Origin of the sequence: Streptomyces sp. NPDC051219, from assembly GCF_040682335.1 — a bacterium.
Lineage (GTDB): Bacteria > Actinomycetota > Actinomycetes > Streptomycetales > Streptomycetaceae > Streptomyces.
The window spans coordinates 139,849-162,044 of the sequence record NZ_JBFBAS010000014.1; the positions used below are offsets into that span (position 1 = coordinate 139,849).

Annotated in this window: 15 protein-coding genes and 1 pseudogene; 11 read left to right on the forward strand and 5 right to left on the reverse strand. The window is 70.8% G+C overall.

The genetic code is table 11. The features are described 5' to 3' along the window. Nucleotides 1–72 precede the first annotated feature (72 nt). From speB to AB0M62_RS18490, 6 genes are all read left to right on the forward strand, one after another. Nucleotides 73–1,050, forward strand: a complete 978-nt coding sequence (gene speB / locus AB0M62_RS18465; RefSeq protein ID WP_366075260.1) for an agmatinase — start codon at nt 73–75, stop codon at nt 1,048–1,050. Continuing rightward, nucleotides 1,047–2,735 carry a thiamine pyrophosphate-binding protein gene (locus AB0M62_RS18470; protein ID WP_366075261.1) on the forward strand — a complete coding sequence of 563 codons (1,689 nt, stop codon included), beginning with the start codon at nt 1,047–1,049 and terminating at the stop codon, nt 2,733–2,735. The genes speB and AB0M62_RS18470 overlap by 4 nt, the downstream gene beginning before the upstream one ends. A gap of 113 nt (nt 2,736–2,848) precedes the next feature. Then, a complete protein-coding gene (locus AB0M62_RS18475; RefSeq protein WP_366075262.1) occupies nt 2,849–3,805 on the forward strand; it encodes a serine hydrolase in 957 nt (318 codons plus the stop codon). Between the two features lie 107 nt (nt 3,806–3,912). Then, complete coding sequence (locus AB0M62_RS18480; protein ID WP_366075263.1) at nt 3,913–7,821, forward strand: ABC transporter ATP-binding protein; 3,909 nt, start codon at nt 3,913–3,915, stop codon at nt 7,819–7,821. A 72-nt stretch (nt 7,822–7,893) separates the two neighbouring features. Further along, nucleotides 7,894–8,286 carry a hypothetical protein gene (locus tag AB0M62_RS18485; protein WP_366075264.1) on the forward strand — a complete coding sequence of 131 codons (393 nt, stop codon included), beginning with the start codon at nt 7,894–7,896 and terminating at the stop codon, nt 8,284–8,286. A 100-nt stretch (nt 8,287–8,386) separates the two neighbouring features. Beyond that, a complete protein-coding gene (locus AB0M62_RS18490) occupies nt 8,387–9,817 on the forward strand; it encodes an aminopeptidase (RefSeq protein WP_366075265.1) in 1,431 nt (476 codons plus the stop codon). Nucleotides 9,818–9,851: 34 nt separating this feature from the next. Here AB0M62_RS18490 and AB0M62_RS18495 read toward each other — a convergent pair whose 3' ends face one another. The 5 genes and pseudogenes from AB0M62_RS18495 to AB0M62_RS18515 all read right to left on the reverse strand — a co-directional run bounded on the left by AB0M62_RS18495 (nt 9,852) and on the right by AB0M62_RS18515 (nt 14,904). Then, nucleotides 9,852–10,493 carry a hypothetical protein gene (locus AB0M62_RS18495; protein WP_366075266.1) on the reverse strand — a complete coding sequence of 214 codons (642 nt, stop codon included), beginning with the start codon at nt 10,491–10,493 and terminating at the stop codon, nt 9,852–9,854. Nucleotides 10,494–10,558: 65 nt separating this feature from the next. After that, the gene (locus AB0M62_RS18500) at nt 10,559–12,379 is read right to left on the reverse strand and encodes a glycoside hydrolase family 3 protein (RefSeq protein ID WP_366075267.1); all 1,821 of its coding nucleotides are present in this window, start codon (nt 12,377–12,379) and stop codon (nt 10,559–10,561) included. 390 nt (nt 12,380–12,769) lie between these two features. Further along, nucleotides 12,770–13,558 (reverse strand): sugar phosphate isomerase/epimerase family protein, encoded by a 789-nt coding sequence (locus AB0M62_RS18505; RefSeq protein WP_366075269.1) that lies wholly within the window; start codon nt 13,556–13,558, stop codon nt 12,770–12,772. Continuing rightward, nucleotides 13,555–13,812: pseudogene (locus AB0M62_RS18510) on the reverse strand (MarR family transcriptional regulator); the annotation flags it as partial. The gene AB0M62_RS18505 and the pseudogene AB0M62_RS18510, both read right to left, overlap by 4 nt. Before the next feature lie 27 nt (nt 13,813–13,839). Beyond that, nucleotides 13,840–14,904, reverse strand: coding sequence for a LacI family DNA-binding transcriptional regulator (locus AB0M62_RS18515; protein WP_366075270.1), 1,065 nt, complete (start codon nt 14,902–14,904; stop codon nt 13,840–13,842). A 109-nt stretch (nt 14,905–15,013) separates the two neighbouring features. Here AB0M62_RS18515 and AB0M62_RS18520 point away from each other — a divergent pair, with 109 nt between their 5' ends. From AB0M62_RS18520 to AB0M62_RS18540, 5 genes are all read left to right on the forward strand, one after another. After that, nucleotides 15,014–16,165: a Gfo/Idh/MocA family oxidoreductase gene (locus AB0M62_RS18520; protein ID WP_366075272.1), complete on the forward strand. Its 1,152-nt coding sequence runs from the start codon at nt 15,014–15,016 to the stop codon at nt 16,163–16,165. After that, the gene (locus AB0M62_RS18525; protein WP_366075273.1) at nt 16,162–17,322 is read left to right on the forward strand and encodes a dihydrodipicolinate synthase family protein; all 1,161 of its coding nucleotides are present in this window, start codon (nt 16,162–16,164) and stop codon (nt 17,320–17,322) included. Before AB0M62_RS18520 ends, AB0M62_RS18525 begins: the two co-directional genes overlap by 4 nt. Beyond that, on the forward strand, nt 17,319–18,149 hold the full coding sequence (locus tag AB0M62_RS18530) for a sugar phosphate isomerase/epimerase family protein (protein ID WP_366075274.1): 831 nt from the start codon (nt 17,319–17,321) through the stop codon (nt 18,147–18,149). Before AB0M62_RS18525 ends, AB0M62_RS18530 begins: the two co-directional genes overlap by 4 nt. Nucleotides 18,150–18,378: 229 nt before the next feature. Beyond that, entirely contained in the window at nt 18,379–20,715 is a 2,337-nt protein-coding gene (locus AB0M62_RS18535) for an ATP-dependent RecD-like DNA helicase (RefSeq protein WP_366075275.1), read from the forward strand. Between the two features lie 102 nt (nt 20,716–20,817). Then, complete coding sequence (locus AB0M62_RS18540) at nt 20,818–22,107, forward strand: citrate synthase (RefSeq protein ID WP_366075277.1); 1,290 nt, start codon at nt 20,818–20,820, stop codon at nt 22,105–22,107. Nucleotides 22,108–22,196: the final 89 nt, after the last annotated feature.

Below are 22,196 nucleotides of genomic sequence, written 5' to 3' on the forward strand. Positions count from 1 at the left end.
ACTCGAAGCAGCACAACCCGTACTAATCAGCAGTTCGCAGTACCGAAGCGCACCCCAGGAAGGCAGCCCCCCATGAGCAGCACCGAGCCGCGCGGCCCCATCGACTCGTCCCGCGTCCCGCGGTACGCCGGACCGGCCACGTTCGCCCGGCTGCCACGGCTCGACGAGGTCGGCACCGCCGATGTCGCCGTGGTCGGCGTGCCCTTCGACACCGGCGTCTCCTACCGCCCCGGTGCCCGCTTCGGCGGCAACGCCATCCGCGAGGCGTCGCGGCTGCTGCGCCCGTACAACCCGGCCCAGGACGCTTCGCCCTTCGCGCTCGCCCAGGTCGCGGACGCCGGTGACATCGCCGCCAACCCCTTCAACATCCACGAGGCCGTCGAGACGATCGAGGCCGCGGCCGACGATCTGCTCGGCACCGGCGCCCGCATGATGACGCTCGGCGGTGACCACACCATCGCGCTGCCGCTGCTGCGCTCGGTGGCGAAGAAGCACGGCCCGGTGGCGCTGCTGCACTTCGACGCCCACCTCGACACCTGGGACACCTACTTCGGGGCCGAGTACACGCACGGTACGCCGTTCCGTCGCGCCGTCGAGGAAGGCATCCTCGACACCGAGGCCCTCTCCCACGTCGGTACCCGCGGCCCGCTGTACGGCAAGCAGGACCTGGACGACGACGCCAAGATGGGCTTCGGCATCGTTACGTCGGCCGACGTCTACCGCCGTGGCGCCGACGAAGTGGCCGACCAGCTGCGTCAGCGCATCGGCGACCGGCCGCTGTACATCTCCATCGACATCGACGTTCTCGACCCGGCCTTCGCGCCCGGCACGGGTACCCCCGAGGCGGGCGGGATGAGCTCCCGCGAGCTGCTGGAGATCATCCGCGGGCTGTCCTCGTGCAACCTCGTCTCGGCCGACGTCGTCGAGGTGGCGCCGGCGTACGACCACGCGGAGATCACCTGTGTCGCGGCCTCCCACACCGCGTACGAGCTGACCACGATCATGTCCCGCCAGATTGCCCAGTCGCGTGCGACCGAGGCCGCCAAGTGACCCACGACCACCACCACGAAGTACCGCGGCTGACGGCCGAGCAGACGGCTGCCGCGCTGGCCCCGCCGGCCGGTCGCAACGGCGGCGACCTCCTGATCGAGACGCTGCACGGTCTGGGCGCCACCACCGTCTTCGGGCTGCCCGGCCAGCACGCGCTCGGCATGTTCGACGCGCTGCGCCGCTCCTCGCTGCAGTACGTCGGCCTTCGTGTCGAGAACAACGCCGGCTTCGCCGCCGACGCGTACGGCCGGATCACCGGCGAGGTCGCCCCGCTGCTGCTCTCCACCGGTCCCGGTGCGCTCACCTCGCTCGCCGCGCTCCAGGAGGCGGCCGCGGCCTCCGCGCCCGTTCTCGCCATCTCCAGCCAGGTTCCCACCCCGGGGCTCGGCGGCGGCCGGCACGGCTACCTCCACGAACTGCGTGACCAGCAGGCGTCGTTCCGCGACGTCGTGAAGTCCGTGCACACCGTCCGCACGGCCTCGCAGATTCCCTCCGCGATCGCCGCCGCCTGGGAGTCCGCGCTCACCGCCCCGCACGGGCCGGTGTGGGTCGAGATCCCTCAGGACGTGCTGCTCGCGCAGACGTCCCTGCCGGTCGTCACGGCCATGGACGCCACTCCGCGTGAGCTGCACCCCCGGCCCGAGCTGATCGCCGTGGCCGCCCACCGGCTGGCACAGGCGGAGCGTCCGGCGGTCATCGCCGGCGGTGGTGTCGTGCGTGCCGACGCCTCGGGCAAGCTGCTCGCGCTCGCCGAGAAGCTCAACGCCCCTGTCGTCACCACATTCGGCGGAAAGGGCGCGTTCCCCTGGGAGCACCCGCTCTCGCTCCAGTCCTGGCTGGAGGACCGGCACACCACAGACTTCCTGGAGGACGCCGACGTCCTGCTGGTCGTCGGCTCGGGTCTCGGCGAACTCTCCTCGAACTACCACACGTTCAAGCCGCGCGGCCAGGTCATCCAGATCGAGGCGGACCTCGGCAAGCTGGAGTCCAACTACGCCGGTCTGGGCATCCACGCGGACGCGCGGCTCGCGCTCTCTGCCCTGCTGGAGGCCGTGCCCGACGTCCGGCAGGACCCGGCCGCCGCCGAGTCCGTCCGTGCGGTGCTCGCCCGGGTGCGCGAGCGGATCGCGAGCCAGGACCTCACCCTGGAGCAGGAGATCCTCGCGGCCGTACGGGCGGCCCTGCCGGACACGTCCCCGTGCTTCTGGGACATGACGATCCTCGGCTACTGGGCCTGGTCCGCCTTCGACGCCCGGCAACCGAACACCATGCACTCCGGCCAGGGCGCGGGCGGTCTCGGCTACGGCTTCCCAGCCGCCATCGGCGCGGCCGTGGCCGACCGTACGAGGCCGGTGCTCGCCGTGTCGGGCGACGGAGGCGCGATGTACTCCATCGCGGAGCTGGCGACCGCCCGTCAGTACGACCTGCCGGTCACCTGGCTGATCGTGGACGACGGCGGCTACGGCATCCTGCGCGAGTACATGACCGACGCGTTCGGCGAGGCCACCGCCACCGAGCTGGCCGGGCCGGACTTCGTGGCGCTCGCCGAGTCCTTCGGGGTGCCGGCGGTCCGCACGACGCCGGAGACCGTGGGCGAGGACCTCGCCAAGGCGCTGGGCACGCCCGGTCCCTCGGTGGTCGTGCTGCCCGCCCTGCTGCGGATGTTCGCGCCGACGCACCTCTGATTCCGAAGTGTGATCGGCAACCGTACAACCATTCCTTTACGTCGGTGAGTCATGTGGGGCGGGTGCGCCGGTGGGCGCGCCGCTTCACACATCAGGGGACGGGAAAAGCCTCCATGACTCACCACCGAATATCCCGCCGCGCGCGCGGCGGGCTCTCCGCGGTGCTCGCCGCGGGCGTGCTCGTGCCCGTGGCCGCGGGAGCGGCGCCCGCCGCCGCGGTCACCGCGCCGGCCGTGGTCTGTACGGGGAAGCCGGAACTGGCAGCCAAGCTCTCCCAGGACATCACCACGGCTCTCGGCGGCCGGACCTACACGACCTCCGTGGCCGTCTTCGACCGCACCACCGGCACCAGCTGCTCGCTCGGCCCCGCGCGAGCGTACGACTCCGCGAGCGTCGTCAAGGTGACGGTGCTCGGCGCGCTGCTGCTGGACGCGCAGAAGAACAACCGCGTGCTGACGGCGACCGAGAAGAACCTCGCCTTCGCGATGATCACCAAGTCGGACAACGCCTCGACCAGCACCCTGTGGAAGCAGCTGGGCGTGGCGAAGGTGCAGGCCTTCCTCACCGCGGTCGGCATGACACAGACCGTTCCCGGCTCCGGCGGCTACTGGGGGCTCACCCGGATCACCGCCCGCGACCAGGCCCGCCTGCTCTCCATGCTCACCGTCAAGAACACCGTGCTGACCGAGAGCTCCCGCGGGTACGTGCTGTACCTGATGCGCGGTGTCGTGGCGTCCCAGCGCTGGGGCACCCCGGCCGGTGCCCCGGCGGGGGTCGTCGTCCAGGTCAAGAACGGCTGGCTGCAGCGGGCCACGTACGGCTGGCGCGTGCACAGCATCGGTGCCTTCACGGGCACCGGGCACAACTACACGATGACCGTGCTCACCCACGACAACAAGACGATGACCGACGGCGTCAACACCATCCAGGCCGTGGCGCGTGTGGTGCACAAGGACCTCAACCCCACCGCCTCCCCGACGACGGCGTTCATCCCGCCGGCCGCGCCTCAGGAAGCGGTCCCCGCCGTTCCCGAAGCACCGGCGGTCCCGCTGGTCACGGCGGTCCCGTAGGCGTAGCACCGCCCCGGGCAACCGGAACGGTTTTGTTGCGGCGGGATGAAATCCGCCGGTAGCCGCGTTGGTGCCTTCCGGCAGCGGTGGTACGACGGGAGGCACCAGTGGCGGCGGCAGAGCAGGGCGAGGCGTCCCGATGTGAGGACGGCTGGGCACGGCGGCTGGCGCGATACGCCTGGCGGTACCGGCTGCATGTCCTTCTCGCGCTCGGATCGTCCCTGGCCGGCATGGCCGTGATGGCCCTCGTCCCGCTGGTCACCAAGGTGATCATCGATGATGTCATCGGTGGGGGGACGCGGCCCCTGGCCCCCTGGGCGGGCGCCCTGGTCGGCGCGGCCCTCCTCGTCTACGTCCTGACGTACATCCGGCGCTACTACGGCGGCCGCCTCGCCCTCGACGTCCAGCACGATCTGCGCACCGGGATGTACGGGACGATCACGCGGCTGGACGGCAGACGCCAGGACGAGCTGTCCACCGGCCAGGTCGTCGGCCGCGCGACCAGCGACCTCCAACTGATTCAGGGCCTTCTCTTCATGCTCCCGATGACCATCGGGAACATCCTGCTGTTCGTGATCTCGCTCGTGATCATGACCTGGCTCTCCCCGCTGCTCACGCTGGTCGCCCTCGCCGTCGCCCCCGCCCTGTGGTTCATCGCCAAACGCAGCCGCATCCGCCTCTTCCCCGCCACCTGGTACGCCCAGGGGCAGGCCGCAGCGGTCGCCGGCGTCGTCGACGGGGCTGTCACCGGCGTCCGGGTGGTCAAGGGCTTCGGCCAGGAGGAGCAGGAGACCGGCAAGCTGCGCACGGCGGGCCGCCGGCTCTACGCGGGCCGGCTGCGGACCATCCGGCTCAACTCCCGCTACACCCCCGCCCTGCAAGCCGTCCCCGCGCTCGGGCAGGTCGCGATGCTGGCGCTCGGCGGCTGGATGGCCACCCGGGGCCAGGTCACCCTGGGCACGTTCGTCGCGTTCTCGACGTACCTCGCGCAGCTCGTCGGCCCGGTCCGGATGCTCGCCATGGTGCTCACGGTCGGGCAGCAGGCGCGGGCGGGCGTCGAGCGGGTCCTGGAACTGATCGACACCGAGCCGTCCATCAAGGACGGTACGAAGGAGCTGCCGGCCGACGCGCCCGCGACCGTCGAGTTCGACTCCGTCTCCTTCGGTTACACCGAGGACCGCCCCGTCCTCGACGGTTTCTCCCTCACCATCGAGCCCGGCGAGACCGTAGCCGTGGTCGGAGCCTCCGGCAGCGGAAAGTCCACCGTCTCATTGCTGCTGCCACGCTTCTACGACGTGAGCGCCGGAGCCGTCCTCGTCGGCGGCCACGATGTGCGCGAGCTGACCATGGACTCCCTCAGGGCCGCCATAGGACTCGTACCGGAGGACAGCTTCCTCTTCTCCGACACCGTCCGCGCCAACATCGCGTACGGCCTGCCGGACGCCACCGAGGAGCAGATCCGCACCGCCGCGCGCGCCGCCCAGGCGGACCGTTTCATCGCCGACCTGCCCGACGGGTACGACACCAAGGTCGGCGAGCACGGCCTCACCCTCTCCGGCGGCCAGCGCCAGCGCGTCGCCCTGGCGCGCGCGATTCTGACCGACCCCCGGCTGCTGCTCCTCGACGACGCGACCTCGGCGGTCGACGTGCGGGTCGAGCACGAGATCCACGAGGCCCTGCGGTCGGTGATGGCCGGGCGTACCACCCTGCTGATCGCGCACCGCCGCTCGACCCTGGCGCTGGCCGACCGGATCGCCGTACTGGACCACGGGCGGCTCTCCGACGTCGGCACGCACGGGGAACTGGAGCGGCGCTCCGCCCTCTACCGTCGGCTGCTGACCGACCCCGACGAACTGGCCGGTGGATCCCCGGACCCTGCGGCCGCCGCTGTCGCCGCGGCCTCGCATGGCTTCGACCGGGAGAGCGCGGCCTCCGGGGCCGAGCGCGACCGCGAGCTGGACCTGGATCTGGACATCGAGATCGAGGCGGAGATCGACTCGGAGCCGGTCAGCTCCAAACGCCGTGTCGTCGACGGAGTCACCCCTGAGCTGTGGCGCCGCTCCGAACGCGGTGGAGCCGACACCGGAGGCCGCCCGGCGACCGCCGCCCAGCTCGCCGCGGGCGGGCCCGGCATGGCCGCCGCCATCGCGGGCATGCCGGCCACCCCCGAGCTGCTCGCCCAGGTCGCCGCACTCCCGCCTGCCACCGATAGCCCGGACGTCGACGAGACGCGGGCCGCCGGAGCCGAGGAGTCGTACGGTCTGCGGCGGCTGCTGCGCGGCTTCGGGACGCCCCTGCTGATCAGCCTGCTGCTGGTGGCCGTCGACGCGGGCGCCGGGCTGCTGGTGCCCGTTCTGATCCGCCACGGCATCGACCAGGGTGTCCAGCAAGTCGCGCTCGGCGCGGTGTGGTTCGCCTCCGGGCTGGCCCTGGTGGTCGTACTCACCCAGTGGGCAGCACAGTTCGGCGAGACGCGTATGACGGGGCGTACCGGCGAGCGGGTGCTGTACGCCCTGCGCGTGAAGATCTTCGCGCAGTTGCAGCGGCTGGGGCTCGACTACTACGAGCGTGAGCTGACCGGCCGCATCATGACCCGGATGACGACGGACGTGGACGCTCTGTCGACGTTCCTGCAGACCGGTCTGGTCACCGCCGTGGTGTCTGTGTTCACCTTCTTCGGCATTCTCTTCGCGCTCCTCGTCATCGACGTGCAGCTGGCGATGGTCGTGTTCGCGACCCTGCCCGTGCTCGTCGTCGGAACGGTCTTCTTCCGGCGGAAGTCGGTCAAGGCGTACGAACTCGCACGCGAGCGGGTCAGTACCGTCAACGCCGACCTCCAGGAGTCGGTCTCCGGACTGCGCATCGTCCAGGCCTTCCGCCGCGAGCGCACCGGAGCCGAGCGCTTCGCCGACCGGAGCGACAGCTACCGTCAGGCGCGGGTGCGCGGTCAGTGGCTGATATCGGTCTACTTCCCCTTCGTCCAGCTTTTGTCCTCGGTCGCCGCCGCCGCCGTGCTGATCGTGGGCGCCGGGCGGGTTGAGACCGGGACCCTGACGACGGGCGCGCTCGTGGCGTACCTGCTCTACATCGACCTGTTCTTCGCCCCGGTGCAGCAGCTCTCCCAGGTCTTCGACGGCTACCAGCAGGCGACGGTCTCCCTCCGGCGCATCCAGGAACTGCTCCAGGAGCCGACCACCACACCGCTCGTGGCGCGGCCGCGCGAGGTTTCGTCGCTGCGCGGCGAAATCGCCTTCGAGGACGTGCACTTCGCCTATTCGAAGGCCGGGGCCGGAGGGGCCGAGGGCGCGGATGCGGAGGCGGAAGCCATCTCCGGCATCGACCTCGCCATCCCGGCCGGCCAGACCGTCGCCTTCGTCGGGGAGACGGGCGCGGGCAAGTCCACCCTCGTCAAGCTGGTCGCCCGCTTCTACGACCCGTCCTCCGGCCGTGTCACCGCCGACGGGACGGACCTGCGCGAACTCGACCTCACCGGCTACCGGCACCGCCTCGGTGTCGTCCCGCAGGAGTCCTACCTCTTCGCCGGCACGGTCCGCGACGCCATCGCGTACGGGCGGCCGGACGCCACCGACGCCGAGGTGGAGGCGGCGGCCCGCGCCGTCGGCGCCCACGACATGATCGCCACCCTGAAGGACGGCTACCTGCACACGGTCGCGGAGCGCGGCCGCAATCTCTCGGCCGGCCAGCGGCAGCTGATCGCGCTGGCACGCGCCGAACTGGTCGACCCGGACGTGCTGCTGCTCGACGAGGCCACCGCCGCGCTGGACCTCGCGACCGAGGCACTGGTCAACCAGGCCACGGACCGGCTCACCGGCAGGCGCACCACGCTGGTGGTGGCCCACCGCCTGACCACGGCGGCCCGCGCGGACCGTGTGGTCGTCATGGACCACGGCCGGGTCGTCGAGGACGGTACGCACGCCGAGTTGCTGAAGCTCGACGGGCGCTATGCGGAGCTCTGGCGCACTTTCGTGGGCGAGGACGAACCGGCTGCAGCCTGAATCGGTCGCAACCAGTCGGTGGCCGGCCTGCGTCCGTACGCGTGTACGCTCACGCGGCGGAAGGGAAGAAACGTGTTCGACGGTTCGAAGAGCAGGCTGCCCGCGCGCGGCCTGGCCGTGTGCGCGTCGGCCCTGGCCCTGGCTCTGGGGGTACCGGGCGCGCCCAGCGCGCAGGCGGCCGCGCCGTGCGCCGGGCGGCTCGTCAAGACGGTTCCCTTCGCCACCGGCCAGGTGCACGTCTACAAGACACGCACCCACGCATGCGCGGTCACGATCTCCCGGCGGCCGGGTGTCCGCCGGCAGATGTCGGTCAGCATCCAGCCGCGTGGAGGACGGGCCGTCAAGGACAGCGGCCGCTTCACGCGCATGGCGGGCCCGGTGACGGTGCACGCGGTGAACCGCTGTGTGCGGGTGACGGGTTCGGTGGGAAGTAAATCGGCCGCATCCGGCTGGATACTCTGCTGAACCCGCGCCCGACCTGACGCTCGTTTTCAACTGGGTCTGGCGGCCGGTGCGTTGCCCCCGCTAGGTTCACGGCGACAGTCGTGAACCAAGGGGAGGGTGAATGCGCAAGGCGCTCAGATGGCTGCTGTCACTCGTGGTGCTCATAGGCACTGTGAGTGCGGCCGGTGCGACCGCTGGGGCGGCCACCGCCGCCGAGCCGGCCGTCGGCACGGACATCAAGGACCGGATCCTCGCGATACCGGGGATGAGCCTCATCGAGGAGAAGCCGTACCCCGGTTACCGCTTCTTCGTCCTGAACTACACACAGCCGGTCGACCACCGGAACCCGCAGAAGGGCTCCTTCAAGCAGCGGATCACCCTGCTGCACAAGGACACCAACCGCCCCACGGTCTTCTTCACTTCTGGCTACAGCGTCAACACCAACCCGCGCCGCAGCGAGCCGACGACGATCATCGACGGCAACCAGGTGTCTATGGAGTACCGCTTCTTCACGCCGTCCCGCCCGGAGCCGGCCAACTGGGCCAAACTGGACATCTGGCAGGCCGCCGGCGACCAGCACCGCATCTTCTCGGCGTTGAAGAAGATCTACGCCAAGAAGTGGCTCTCCACGGGTGGTTCGAAGGGCGGCATGACCGCCACGTACTACGAGCGCTTCTACCCGCGCGACATGGACGGCGTCGTCGCGTACGTGGCCCCCAACGACGTGGTGAACAAGGAGGATTCGGCGTACGACCGGTTCTTCGAGACGGTCGGTACCAAGGAGTGCCGCGACAAGCTGAACTCGGTCCAGCGCGAGGCGTTGGTCCGGCGCGAGCCGCTGCAGGCCAAGTACAAGGAGTGGGCCGAGGCCAACGGCGCCACCTTCACCACGGTCGGCAGCCTCGACAAGGCGTACGAGGCCGTCGTCCTCGACTTCGTGTGGGCCTTCTGGCAGTACAGCCTGGCGTCCGACTGCGACACGATCCCCCCGGCCTCCGCCTCCGACCAGGAGATCTACGACATCGTCGACGCGATCTCCGGGTTCTCCTTCTACACGGACCAGGGCCTGGCGCCGTACACGCCGTACTACTACCAGGCGGGCACCGAGCTGGGCTCCCCCGCGATCAAGCTTCCGCACCTCGACGGTCTCAGCCGCTACGGCTACCAGCCGCCGCGGAACTTCGTGCCGCGCGACATCGCGATGCGCTTCAAGCCGTGGGTGATGGACGACGTGGACAGCTGGGTGCGTCACAACGCCAAGCAGATGATGTTCGTGTACGGCGAGAACGACCCGTGGGGTGCGGAGCCGTTCCGCCTCGGCAAGAGCGCGCGTGACAGCTACGTCTTCACCGCGCCGGGCGCCAACCACGGTGCCAACGTCGCCGGTCTGCTCGCGGACCAGAAGGCGAAGGCCACCGCCGAGATCCTGGAGTGGGCGGGCGTCGCCCCGGCCGCCGTCCAGGAGAACCCGGCGAAGGCCAAGCCGCTGGCGAAGTCCGACGCGAAGCTCGACAGGTACGACATCGAGCGCGAGCCGACGCTCCGCCCGTAGCAACGACCGGTTCGAGAGGGGCTGCGCCAGCCGTTCACACGCGGCGGGCGCAGCCCACCGGTTTTTCGCCGCCCAACTGCACGTACAGCGCCGTCGAATGCGGGCATTCGGCGCGCGCGGCGACCGCCCGCTCCACCCGGAACCCGGGTGCGTACTCGGCCGATCCGTCGCAGGCGGTTTCCTTCACCTGGCCCTTGCGCGAGCTGTAGACGCAGTCGCCGACCACTGTCAGCGGGCCGCCGCCCATCCCGGGGTCGCCCGGGTGCGGGGCCTCGAGATTGCGCATGCAGGCGTAGCCGGTCGGCACGGTCACCGGCACTCCGACCGCTCCAGGACCGTTCTCGACGACCGGAGCGCTCTCGCTGATGTGCAAGACGAAGTCGGTGGCGGACGGACAGGCCGGGCCGGTCTTCCGGCTCCCGTCGTGCCGTGCCAGCACCCGGGCGGCAGCCTTCTCGCTGGTGCAGGAGACCTCGCGGAACTCGCCCTGGGCGCGTGAACTGCACTCCGCCGTGCCGAGGAACGTCGCCCCGTACTCCGAGGGCGTGACGGCGGCGGAGCCGTCGCCGAGGCTCGCCTCCGGCCGCTCGCCGCCGGCCGGCTGCTTCTGACAGCCGGTCAGGACGACTGACAGCAGCAGGGCGCACAACACCCCCGTGTACGGCAACTTGCCCATATAACCCCCCGGTGAGTGCACCCAGCGTGGCCCGCCGGAGCGGGCACACGCCAGATGAACCGAGGTTAGTACGTCAATCCGTGCCCCATCGGATATAGCACCTGCGTGGGGTCGTCCGAGCGCTGCACCGGGACGGGCAGCCGGCCGGACGGCTCCGCCCGGCCCGCGATGACCCGGGCGGCGGCCCGGAGTTCGACATCCGTCCAGGAGTACGTGGCGAGGCTCGCCCCGAACCCCGTGAGCCGGGCGATGTCGTACGGATTGCGGATCGCGACGGTCACCACGGGCACCCCGGTGGCGGCCAGCTCCGACACCAGCGTGCGCTGCGGGCTGGTCGCCGAGACGTTGTACGTGGCGACGATCAAGGCGTCCTTGCCCTGTGCGGCGGCCACCGCCTCGCTGATCTTCGCCGCCGTCGGGGTGATCCCGGTGGAGAGGGCGGTGGCGGCGAAGCCCAGTTCCGTGAGGGCCTGCACCAGAACGGTGGTCGGCGGACCGGTCGTCCCGGACGGCGAGGCCGGGTCCGCTCCTACGACCAGCAGCTTCGGCTCGCGGAGCCGGGAAAGCGGCAGCAGTCCACCGGTGTTGGCGAGGAGGGTGGTGGTCTCCTCGGCGATCCGGTCCGCTGCGGCGAGGTGCGAGCGGGCCCCGACGGTCCGGTCGACACCCCGGTGGGTGACGTACGGATCCCGGAACAGCCCGCGACGCGCCTTCAGTTGCAGGATGCGCAGGATCGATTCGTCGAGCCGCGCCTCGGTGATCTCGCCGTCCTTGACCGCCTTCAGCACCGCGTTCCAGGCCACGGCCAGGTTCGGCGGGTTCAGCAGCTGGTCGCAGCCGGCCTTGAGGGCGAGCACCGGTACCCGGTCGTCTCCGTACTTCTGCCGTACGCCCGCCATGCCGAGGGAGTCCGTGACCACGACTCCGTCGTAGCCGAGTTTCTCCCGCAGGATGCCCGTGAGGATCGGGCGGGAGAGGGTGGCCGGGTCCAGCGCCGGGTCCAGCGCCGGGACGACGATGTGCGCGGTCATGATCGAGTCGATGCCGGCGGCGATCGCGGCCCGGAACGGAGGCGCGTCCAGCTCCTCCCACTGCTCCTGGGTGTGGTGGATGGTGGGCAAGGCGTAGTGGCTGTCGTCCTTGGTGTCGCCGTGTCCCGGGAAGTGCTTGGCCGTCGCGGCGACTCCGGCGCTCTGGTATCCCTTGACCTGGGCAGCCACCAGCCGGGCAGCGGCCTGCGGGTCCGAGCCGAAGGACCGGACGCCGATCACCGGGTTGGCCGGGTTGACGTTGACGTCCGCGACCGGCGCGTAGTTCTGCAGGATGCCCACGGCGGCGAGTTCGGCGCCGGCGATCTGTGCGGCCCGGCGCGCATCGGAGCGGGAGCCGCCCGCGCCGAGCGCCATCGCACCCGGCACCAGGGTGGCGGGCTTGCCGACCCGGCAGACGATGCCGTGCTCCTGGTCGGTGGAGATCAGCAGCGGTACGGGCGTGGCCTGGGCGAGTCCGGCCCGCTGGATGCCGTTGGAGAGGTCGGCGATCTGGTGCGGGTCCCGGGTGTTGTGGGCCCAGGTGAAGTAGATGATGCCGCCGACGTGGTAGTCGGCGATCAGATCGGCGGCCGTCCGGACGCCGATCTCCTTCAGGTTGGCGTCGATGTCGGCCTGGTCGGGGGCGGTCGCGGAGTGTCCGTACACCCGCATCACGAAGAGCTGGCCGACCTTCTCCTCGAGGCTCATCCGGGCGATGAGCCGCATGAGCCGGTCCCGGTCCCGGTTCCTTGCCCGGTCCGGCTCGTCGGCGGCCGACGTGGGGGCGGTGGCCGCCGCGGCGGCCACCGCGGCGGTCGCGGTGAGCAGGGTGCGTCTGGAGGTGCGGTACTGCACGTGAGCTCCTTCCGGCCGTGCTGTGAAGGAAACTTCCAAGGAGTCACGGATATCCGGAAAGTAACTGCCAGGTCAAGAGACCCGCCCGAGCTTTGTCGTTCGAGAGGCGGGGTGACCGCCACCGGCGCTTCGGAGGGGGGCGCGCCGATGGCGGTGTGCTGCCGGCCGCAGGCGGTTGGAGAGGGGAGTCGACGGTCGCAGCCAGCGGCGAGGCCGACACCGTCCTGCGGAGACTCTCCGGCGGCACCGCGGTTGGACGGTCCGGCTTCCACGACGGTTCCCGCCGTGCCGGGTATTGCGCCGAAATGGTACGGACGGGCCGGGCTGTCATCACTGGTGCGCATGGGCCGGCCTGTGCGGCTCCGTGCGCGAGCTCAGGCACTCCCGTGCTCAGGGCCTCCGTGCCGTCAGGCGCAGCAACTGCTCCCGCCCCTCGTCCAGCAGGCCCGGCAGCTCCGCCGCGCCGGGGTACCAGCGCTTCTCGTACTCCCAGCACAGCCAGACGTCGTCCGCCAGAAGCTCCACCGCCTCGGCCAGCGGCAGCACACCCGCGCCCAGCGGCAGCGGCCTGGTGTCCTCGGCCGAGGCGATGTCCTTGACCTGTACGTAGCCGAGGTGCGGGGAGAGGGCGGCGTGGCTGTCCACCGGGTCCTCGCCCCCCAGCCAGGTGTGCATGACGTCCCACAGGGCGCCGATGTTCGGGTGGCCGACCGGGCCCAGGACCCGGATCGCGTCGGCACCCGTCCGGTGCGAGTCGTGGGTCTCCAGCAGGACACGCACGCCGCAGTCGGCGGCGAGCGGGGCGACCGCGGCCAGCCTGCGTGCCGCTGTCGCATCGGCCTCCGCCGGGTCCTGGTCGCCGCCGCCGGGGAAGACCCGCACGTAGGGAGCGCCGAGGTCACGGGCCAGCAGCAGCAGTTCGGCCAGTTCCTGCCGCACGGCTTCGTCGTCGCCCGCAGCCGCGACCCGCGGGTACCCGGCGACGGCCAGGATCTTGACGCCCGCGGCCCGGAACTCCTCAACCGTGTCCGCCCGTTCGCTCTCGCCGATGCCCGGGTGCACGGGCTCCTCCGGGTGGGCCCGCAGCTCCACGCCGTGGTAGCCGTGTGCGGCCGCGAGCCGCGCCACCTCGGGAACCGGGATTCCGGGGACGCCGAGAGTCGAGAAGGCGAACTTCACTGTGCGGTTCCTTCCTTCAGGCCGAGCCGCCAGGCCCGGCCGACCAGGTTCACTCCGTACGAGCGGTGCGGCTTCTCGGTGACGAGCGTGAAGCCGGCACGCTGACAGATCTTCCGCGCCGCGGCCGGTACGTCTTTGGTCCACGGCACGAGTTCCCGGTACCCCGCCCGGCGGGCGAAATCCACCGTGCCGACAAGTTGCTCGCCGATCCGGTGCCTCCGGCCCGCGGGGCCGACCAGCAGCAGGCGCAGCCGGCGGTGATGTTCCACGACAGCGGGGAGTCAGGGCCCCGGCCGGGCCGTCGAGCCGCGCACCATCAGGTCCGCGCGAACGGTCGCGATGCCCCCCGGCGGCGGTTCCTCGCGGCCCATGGCCAGCCGCCCCGCCCGCGCGCCGGCCTCGTACAGCGGCAGCCGTACGGTCGTGAGGGCGGGGACCGCGTCCGCGCTGAAGGGCAGGTCGTCGAAGCCGGCCACCGAGACGTCGCCGGGGATGCTCAGACCCCGCTCGCGCAGGGCCGCGCAGGCACCCAGGGCCACCGTGTCGTTGGCGGCCACGACGGCCGTCAGGGTGGGGTCCCGGCGCAGGAGTTCCAGCGTGGCGTCGAAGCCGGTGCGGCGGTCGTACGGGCCGTGCACCGTGAGCCGGTCCACGCCGTCGCGGAGTCCCGCCGCGTCCATCGCCGCACGGTGGCCCTCCAGCCGGTGCCGGGTGGTGGTGCGGTCGGCCGGGCCGGCGACGTAACCGATGCGCCGGTGGCCGAGCGTGAGCAGGTGCTCGGTCAGCCGCTGCCCGCCGCCCCGGTTGTCGAAGGTGAGGGCGGCCGCCACGGATTCCTCCGCCCCGGCGAGCCGCGGCCGGCCGCACAGCACCACCCGAGTGCCCGCCGCCGCCAGCTTCGCGAGCTTTCCGGTCATGGCGGCGGAGTGTTCCGCGTCCTCGACGGCGCCTCCGGTGATGACGACCGCGGCGGCGCGCTGCCGCTGCAGGAGAGTCAGGTACGTGAGTTCCCGGTCGGGCGAGCCGCCCGTGTTGCAGACGACGGCCAGCTTCTCTCCGCCGCCCCGCCCGGTGCCCTCCTGCCCGCCTATCTCGGACTGCGCGGCCCCGGCCATGATCCCGAAGAACGGGTCGGCGATGTCGTTGACCAGGATGCCGACGAGGTCGGACGTGGCGGCGGCGAGCGAACTGGCCGGCCCGTTCAGTACGTAGTCCAGCTCGTCGACCGCCCGCAGCACCCGCTCCCGCGTCGACGCGGCCACCGGGTAGTTGCCGTTCAGCACACGGGAGACCGTGGCAGGGGAGACCTGGGCGCGGGCCGCCACATCCGCCAGCGTCACTGTCATGAGGTCCTCCGAGGAGTGCTTTTCGCCGGGCCCTTGTCGGGCCGCTGTCCGCAGGCTAGCTTCTTAGCGCATAGAAAGCGCTTGCTATCGCGGTACGGAGGGAACTTACGTGGAACGCAAGTCGGTGCGCATCGCCATGAACGGCGTCACCGGGCGCATGGGTTACCGCCAGCACCTGATCCGCTCGATCCTCGCCATCCGGGATGAGGGCGGCCTCGACCTGGGCGACGGCACCGTGCTCTGGCCGGAACCGGTCCTCCTCGGCCGCCGTGAGCACGCGCTCGCGGACCTGGCGCGGCGGCACGGCATCGAGCACTGGTCCACCGACCTCGACGCGGTCCTCGCCGACGACACCCTCGACATCTACTTCGACGCGCAGGTCACCTCCGCCCGTGAGGAGGCTCTGAAGAAGGCGATCGCGGCCGGCAAGCACGTCTACACCGAGAAGCCCACCGCCACCGGCCTGGCCGGAGCCCTGGAACTGGCCCGTCTGGCCCGCGACGCCGGTATCAAACACGGGGTCGTCCAGGACAAGATCTTCCTGCCGGGCCTGCTGAAGCTGAAGCGCCTCGTCGACGGGGGGTTCTTCGGCGAGATCCTGTCGATCCGGGGCGAGTTCGGCTATTGGGTCTTCGAGGGCGACTGGCAGGACGCGCAGCGCCCCAGCTGGAACTACCGGGCCGAGGACGGCGGCGGCATCACCGTCGACATGTTCCCGCACTGGGAGTACGTGCTTCACGAGCTGTTCGGCCGGGTCACCTCCGTACAGGCGCTCGTCACCACGCACGTCCCGCAGCGCTGGGACGAGCAGGGGAAGCCGTACGCGGCCACCGCCGACGACTCCGCGTACGGCATCTTCCAGCTCGAGGGCGGGGCGGTCGCCCAGATCAACTCCTCCTGGGCGGTCCGCGTGGGGCGGGACGAACTCGTCGAGTTCCAGGTCGACGGCACCCACGGATCCGCGGTCGCGGGCCTGCGCAACTGCCGCGTCCAGCACCGCTCCACCACCCCCAAGCCGGTCTGGAACCCGGACCTGCCCGCCACGGAGTCGTTCCGCGACCAGTGGCAGCAGGTGCCGGACAACGCCCAGTTCGCCAACGGCTTCCGGGCACAGTGGGAACTGTTCCTCCGGCACGTCGCGCTCGACGAGCCGTACACGTGGGACCTGCACGCCGGAGCGCGTGGCGTGCAACTCGCCGAGCTGGGCCTGCGGTCGTCGGCGGAGGGCCGCCGGCTCGACGTACCGGAGCTGACGCTGTGACGATCCGGCTGCCCCGGGCGGGCGGCGGGCTGTACGCGTACGAGCCCCGCTCCCGGCCGGCGCCGTCCGCCCCCGGCGGCCCGCCCCTCACCTCCCGCACGGTCTTCTCCGCGGCCCACGTCGTCGCCGACCCGTACGCCGACGGGGGCCCGGGCGGCCCCGCCGCCGTCGACTGGGACGCCACACTCGCCTTCCGCCGCCACCTGTGGTCGCACGGCCTCGGGGTCGCCGAGGCCATGGACACCGCGCAGCGCGGGATGGGTCTCGACTGGACGGGCGCGGCGGAACTGATCAGGCGGTCCGCGGCCGAGGCCAAGGCCGTCGGCGGTGCGATCGCGTGCGGAGCGGGCACGGATCAACTGCCCCCCGGCCCGAGGTCCCTGGCCGAGATCACCGAAGCGTACGAGGCACAGCTCGCGCTGGTGGAGGGAACGGGCGCGCAGGCGGTCCTGATGGCGTCCCGGGCGCTGGCGGCCTCCGCGACCGGCCCGGACGACTACCTGGAGGTCTACGGCCACCTCCTGCGGCAGGCGGGGCGGCCGGTCATCCTGCACTGGCTCGGTCCCATGTTCGACCCGGCCCTGGAGGGCTATTGGGGAAGTGCCGGTCTCGACGCCGCGACCGACACCTTCCTGGAGCTCATCGCGGCCCATCCGGACAAGGTGGACGGCGTCAAGGTGTCGCTGCTGGACGCCCGTCGCGAGATCGGGCTGCGTCGCCGGCTGCCGACGGGCGTGCGCTGTTACACCGGCGACGACTTCAACTACCCCGAGCTGATCGCGGGCGACGACCAGCACTTCAGTCATGCGCTGCTGGGGGTCTTCGACCCGCTGGGTCCTCTGGCGGCCGGGGCGATACGGGTACTGGACACCGGAGACGTTCCCGGCTTCCGGGAGCTCCTGGACCCCACGGTCGGACTCTCGCGTCATCTGTTCGAAGCGCCGACCCGCTTCTACAAGACGGGTGTCGTACTACTGGCCTGGCTGGCCGGCCATCAGACCCACTTCACCATGGTCGGAGGCCTGCATTCCGCCCGCCCGCTGCCGCACCTCGTCCGGGCGTACGAACTGGCCGACGGACTGGGCCTGTTCCCGGATCCGGCCCTGGCGGAAGCCCGGATGAAGAACCTGCTCGCCATACACGGGGTGGACCAGTGACCGACCTGACCAGGTTCAGTCTCAACCAGGAGACCATCAAGCAGTGGTCCCTGCCGGAACTGGCGGAAGGCTGCGTCAAGGCGGGCGTCCCCGGCGTCGGTCTGTGGCGGGCGCCGGTCCAGGAGTACGGCGTCGAGCGCGCCGCCCGCCTGGTGCGCCACGCCGGACTCGCCGTCACCAGCCTGTGCCGGGGCGGCTTTCTCACCGCCCTCGACCGGGCCGCACGGGCCGCCGCCCTGGCCGACAACCGCCGGGCGGTCGACGAGGCGGCCACCGTGGGCACGGACACCCTGGTGCTGGTCTCGGGCGGCCTTCCGCCCGGCAGCCGGGACCTGCCGGGGGCACGCGAGCGGATCGCGGACGCGCTGGCGGAACTCGGCCCGTACGCGGCATCCGCGGGCGTGCGCCTCGCCATCGAGCCGCTGCACCCGATGTACGCCGCCGACCGCTGCGTCGTCTCGACGCTGGCCCAGGCCCTCGACCTGGCGGAACGCTTCCCGGCCGAACAGGTGGGCGTGGTCATCGACACCTACCACCTGTGGTGGGACGACACGATCGCGGAGAGTGTCACCCGCGCGGGCGACGGCGGCCGTATCGCGGCCTTCCAGCTGGCCGACTGGATCACCCCGCTGCCGGCCGGTGTCCTGCTGGGCCGCGGGCAACTGGGGGACGGCAGCATCGACCTGAGGTGGTTCCGGGAGCGGGTTGACGCGGCGGGCTGGACGGGCCCGGTGGAGGTGGAGATCTTCAACGAGGGGCTGTGGGAGAGGGATGGCGCGGAGGTTCTGGCCGAGGTCACGGCGCGGTACGTGCAGCACGTGCTGTGAGCGGAAAGAAACTCGCTGCAGCCGTGCAACCTTCCCGGCCCTCGGTGGGTCGTACTGGGAGTCAGGGCTTCCGGGGGGATCCGGGGGGATCGGGAAGACCTGACGGGGAGGGACCGCGAGGGGGTTCCGGCCGACGGGCCGGGCCCCCTCGATGAGGCACCCGCCGGTCCGGAGCCGGAGTTGTCCACAGGACGCACGCGCTGTCGGTGCCCGGCGGTAGCGTCGGGTCATGTCCAGTCCAGCAGTGACCGGCTCAGCCGGGGCCGGTTCAGCGGTGGTCGAAGGCGTCCTCGAGCGGATCACCTACGCCAACGAGGAGAGCGGCTACACGGTCGCCAGAGTCGACACGGGGCGCGGCGCCGCCGACCTCCTGACGGTGGTCGGCTCTCTGCTGGGTGCGCAGCCCGGCGAATCGCTGCGCATGGAGGGCCGCTGGGGCTCCCACCCGCAGTACGGCAAGCAGTTCACCGTGGAGAACTACACGACCGTCCTGCCGGCCACCATCCAGGGCATCCGCCGCTACCTCGGCTCCGGCCTGATCAAGGGCATCGGCCCGAGAATCGCAGACCGGATCGTCGAGCACTTCGGGACGGACACGCTCGACGTCATCGAACAGCAGCCGGAGCGGCTCGTCGAAGTGCCCGGCCTCGGGCCCAAGCGCACGAGGCTGATCGGTGCCGCCTGGGAGGAGCAGAAGGCCATCAAGGAGGTCATGGTCTTCCTCCAGGGCGTCGGGGTCTCCACTTCGATCGCCGTCCGCATCTACAAGAAGTACGGCGACGCCTCGATCTCCGTGGTGAGGAACCAGCCGTACCGGCTGGCCGCCGATGTGTGGGGTATCGGCTTCCTCACCGCCGACCGGATCGCACAGGCCGTCGGCATCCCGCACGACAGCCCCGAGCGGGTCAAGGCCGGCCTGCAGTACGCGCTGTCGCAGTCCACCGACCAGGGCCACTGCTTCCTGCCCGAGGAGCAGCTCATCAGCGACGCGGTCAAGCTTCTCCAGGTCGACACCGGGCTGGTGATCGAGTGCCTCGCCGAGCTCGCGGGGGAGGAGGAGGGAGTCGTGCGCGAAAGGGTCCCCGGACCGGATGCCGAGCTGCCGGTCACCGCTGTCTACCTGATGCCCTTCCACCGTGCGGAGCTCTCCCTGTCCGCGCAGCTGATGCGCCTGTTGCGCAGCGAGGAGGACCGGATGCCGGCCTTCCGGGACGTGGCGTGGGACAAGGCGCTGGCCTGGCTCGCGGACCGTACGGGTGCGGAACTGGCGCCCGAGCAGGAGGCGGCGGTCAAGCTCGCGCTCACCAAGAAGGTGGCGGTGCTGACCGGCGGCCCCGGTTGCGGAAAGTCCTTCACCGTCCGGTCCATCGTCGAGCTGGCCCGCGCAAAGAAGGCCAAGGTGGTCCTCGCGGCGCCCACCGGCCGGGCGGCCAAACGGCTGGCCGAGCTCACCGGCACCGACGCCTCGACCGTGCACCGGCTGCTGGAGCTGAAGCCGGGTGGTGACGCGGCGTACGACCGGGACCGGCCGCTGGACGCCGATCTGGTGGTCGTCGACGAAGCCTCGATGCTCGATCTGCTCCTCGCGAACAAGCTGGTCAAGGCAGTGGCACCGGGTGCCCATCTGCTGATGGTCGGCGATGTGGACCAGCTGCCCTCGGTCGGCGCCGGCGAGGTACTGCGCGACCTGCTCGCCGAGGGCGGTCCGGTCCCCGCCGTCCGGCTGACCAGGATCTTTCGCCAGGCCCAGCAGTCCGGTGTGGTCACCAATGCCCACCGGATCAACTCCGGGCTGCCGCCCCTCACCGGCGGACTGCCCGACTTCTTCCTGTTCGCCGAGGAGGACACCGAGGAGGCGGGAAGACTGACGGTGGACGTGGCGGCCCGGCGCATCCCGGCGAAGTTCGGGCTGAACCCGCGCCGGGACGTCCAGGTGCTTGCCCCGATGCACCGGGGACCGGCGGGCGCGGGCACGCTCAACGGTCTGCTTCAGCAGGCCATCACGCCGGCCAGACCCGATCTGCCGGAGAAAAGGTTCGGCGGCCGGGTCTTCCGGGTCGGAGACAAGGTCACCCAGGTTCGCAACAACTACGAGAAGGGGAGCAACGGTGTTTTCAACGGCACGGTCGGTGTCGTCACCTCGCTCGATCTCGACGAACAGCGGCTGACGGTGCTGACCGACGAGGACGAGGAGGTGCCGTACGACTTCGACGAACTGGATGAACTGGCGCATGCCTACGCCGTGACGATCCACCGGTCGCAGGGCAGCGAGTACCCGGCCGTGGTGATCCCGGTCACCACCGGCGCCTGGATGATGCTGCAGCGGAACCTGCTCTACACGGCAGTCACCCGGGCCAAGAAGCTCGTCGTCCTGGTCGGTTCGCGCAAGGCGCTGGGCCAGGCCGTCCGTACGGTTTCCGCAGGCAGGCGGCATACGGCCCTCGCCCATCGGCTGTCCGGCTCCCTGACGGCGGGCAGAGTCACCCAGCCGGACCGGCCGGGGTTTCCGGATTCCGGGCGGAGAAGGCAGGATGTGGAGGTTGGCGGCACTCAGTGCCGTCCATAGGCCTGATGGTCGACCCCGAGTGCACTCTCCTGGGCCAAATGGGGGAAGGTAGAGACAGTCAGGGCACCTCGAAGAAGAGGCACTACGTCGGTGAGGGATGACGTGAGCGACAACTCTGTAGTACTGCGGTACGCGGACGGTGAATACACCTACCCGGTGGTCGAGAGCACCGTCGGTGACAAGGGCTTCGACGTCGGGAAGCTCCGAACCCAGACCGGTCTGGTCACCCTGGACAGCGGATACGGCAATACCGCCGCCTATAAATCCGCGATTACGTACCTCGACGGTGAGCAGGGCATTCTGCGCTACCGCGGATACCCGATCGAGCAGCTGGCCGAGCGCAGCACCTTCATCGAGGTGGCGTACCTGCTCATCAACGGTGAGCTGCCGACGGTCGACGAGCTCGCGGCCTTCAAGAACGAGATCACCCAGCACACGCTGCTGCACGAGGACGTCAAGCGCTTCTACGACGGCTTCCCGCGTGACGCGCACCCGATGGCGATGCTGTCGTCCGTGGTCAGCGCGCTGTCGACGTTCTACCAGGACAGCCACAACCCGTTCGACGACCAGCAGCGCCACCTGTCGACGATCCGGCTGCTCGCGAAGCTTCCGACGATCGCGGCGTACGCGTACAAGAAGTCGATAGGCCACCCCTTCGTCTACCCGCGCAACGACCTCGGGTACGTGGAGAACTTCCTGCGTATGACCTTCTCGGTCCCCGCCCAGGAGTACGACCTGGACCCGGTCGTGGTCGCTGCGCTCGAGAAGCTGCTGATCCTGCACGCGGACCACGAGCAGAACTGCTCGACGTCCACCGTGCGCCTGGTCGGGTCCTCGCAGGCGAACATGTTCGCCTCGATCTCCGCCGGTATCAGCGCCCTGTGGGGCCCCCTGCACGGTGGCGCCAACCAGTCGGTCCTGGAGATGCTCGAGGGCATCAAGCAGTCCGGTGGCGACGTCGACACCTTCATCCGCAAGGTGAAGAACAAGGAAGACGGCGTGAAGCTCATGGGCTTCGGGCACCGCGTCTACAAGAACTTCGACCCCCGGGCGAAGATCATCAAGGCTGCGGCGCACGACGTCCTCTCGGCCCTCGGCAAGTCCGACGAGCTGCTCGACATCGCGCTCAAGCTCGAGGAGCACGCGCTCGCCGACGACTACTTCGTGGAGCGCAAGCTCTACCCGAACGTCGACTTCTACACCGGCCTGATCTACCGCGCGATGGGCTTCCCGACCGAGATGTTCACCGTGCTCTTCGCACTCGGCCGGCTGCCCGGCTGGATCGCCCAGTGGCACGAGATGATCAAGGAGCCGGGGTCCCGCATCGGCCGCCCGCGCCAGATCTACACCGGCGAGGTCCTGCGCGACTTCGTCCCGGTCGAGGCCCGCTGACGCAGGTCCGGCGCGCGGCACTTGTCGCGCGGCGACTGCCGCGCCGGCTGCCGAGCGTGTCGCCGGCCGCCGAGTAAGCGAAAAGCGCC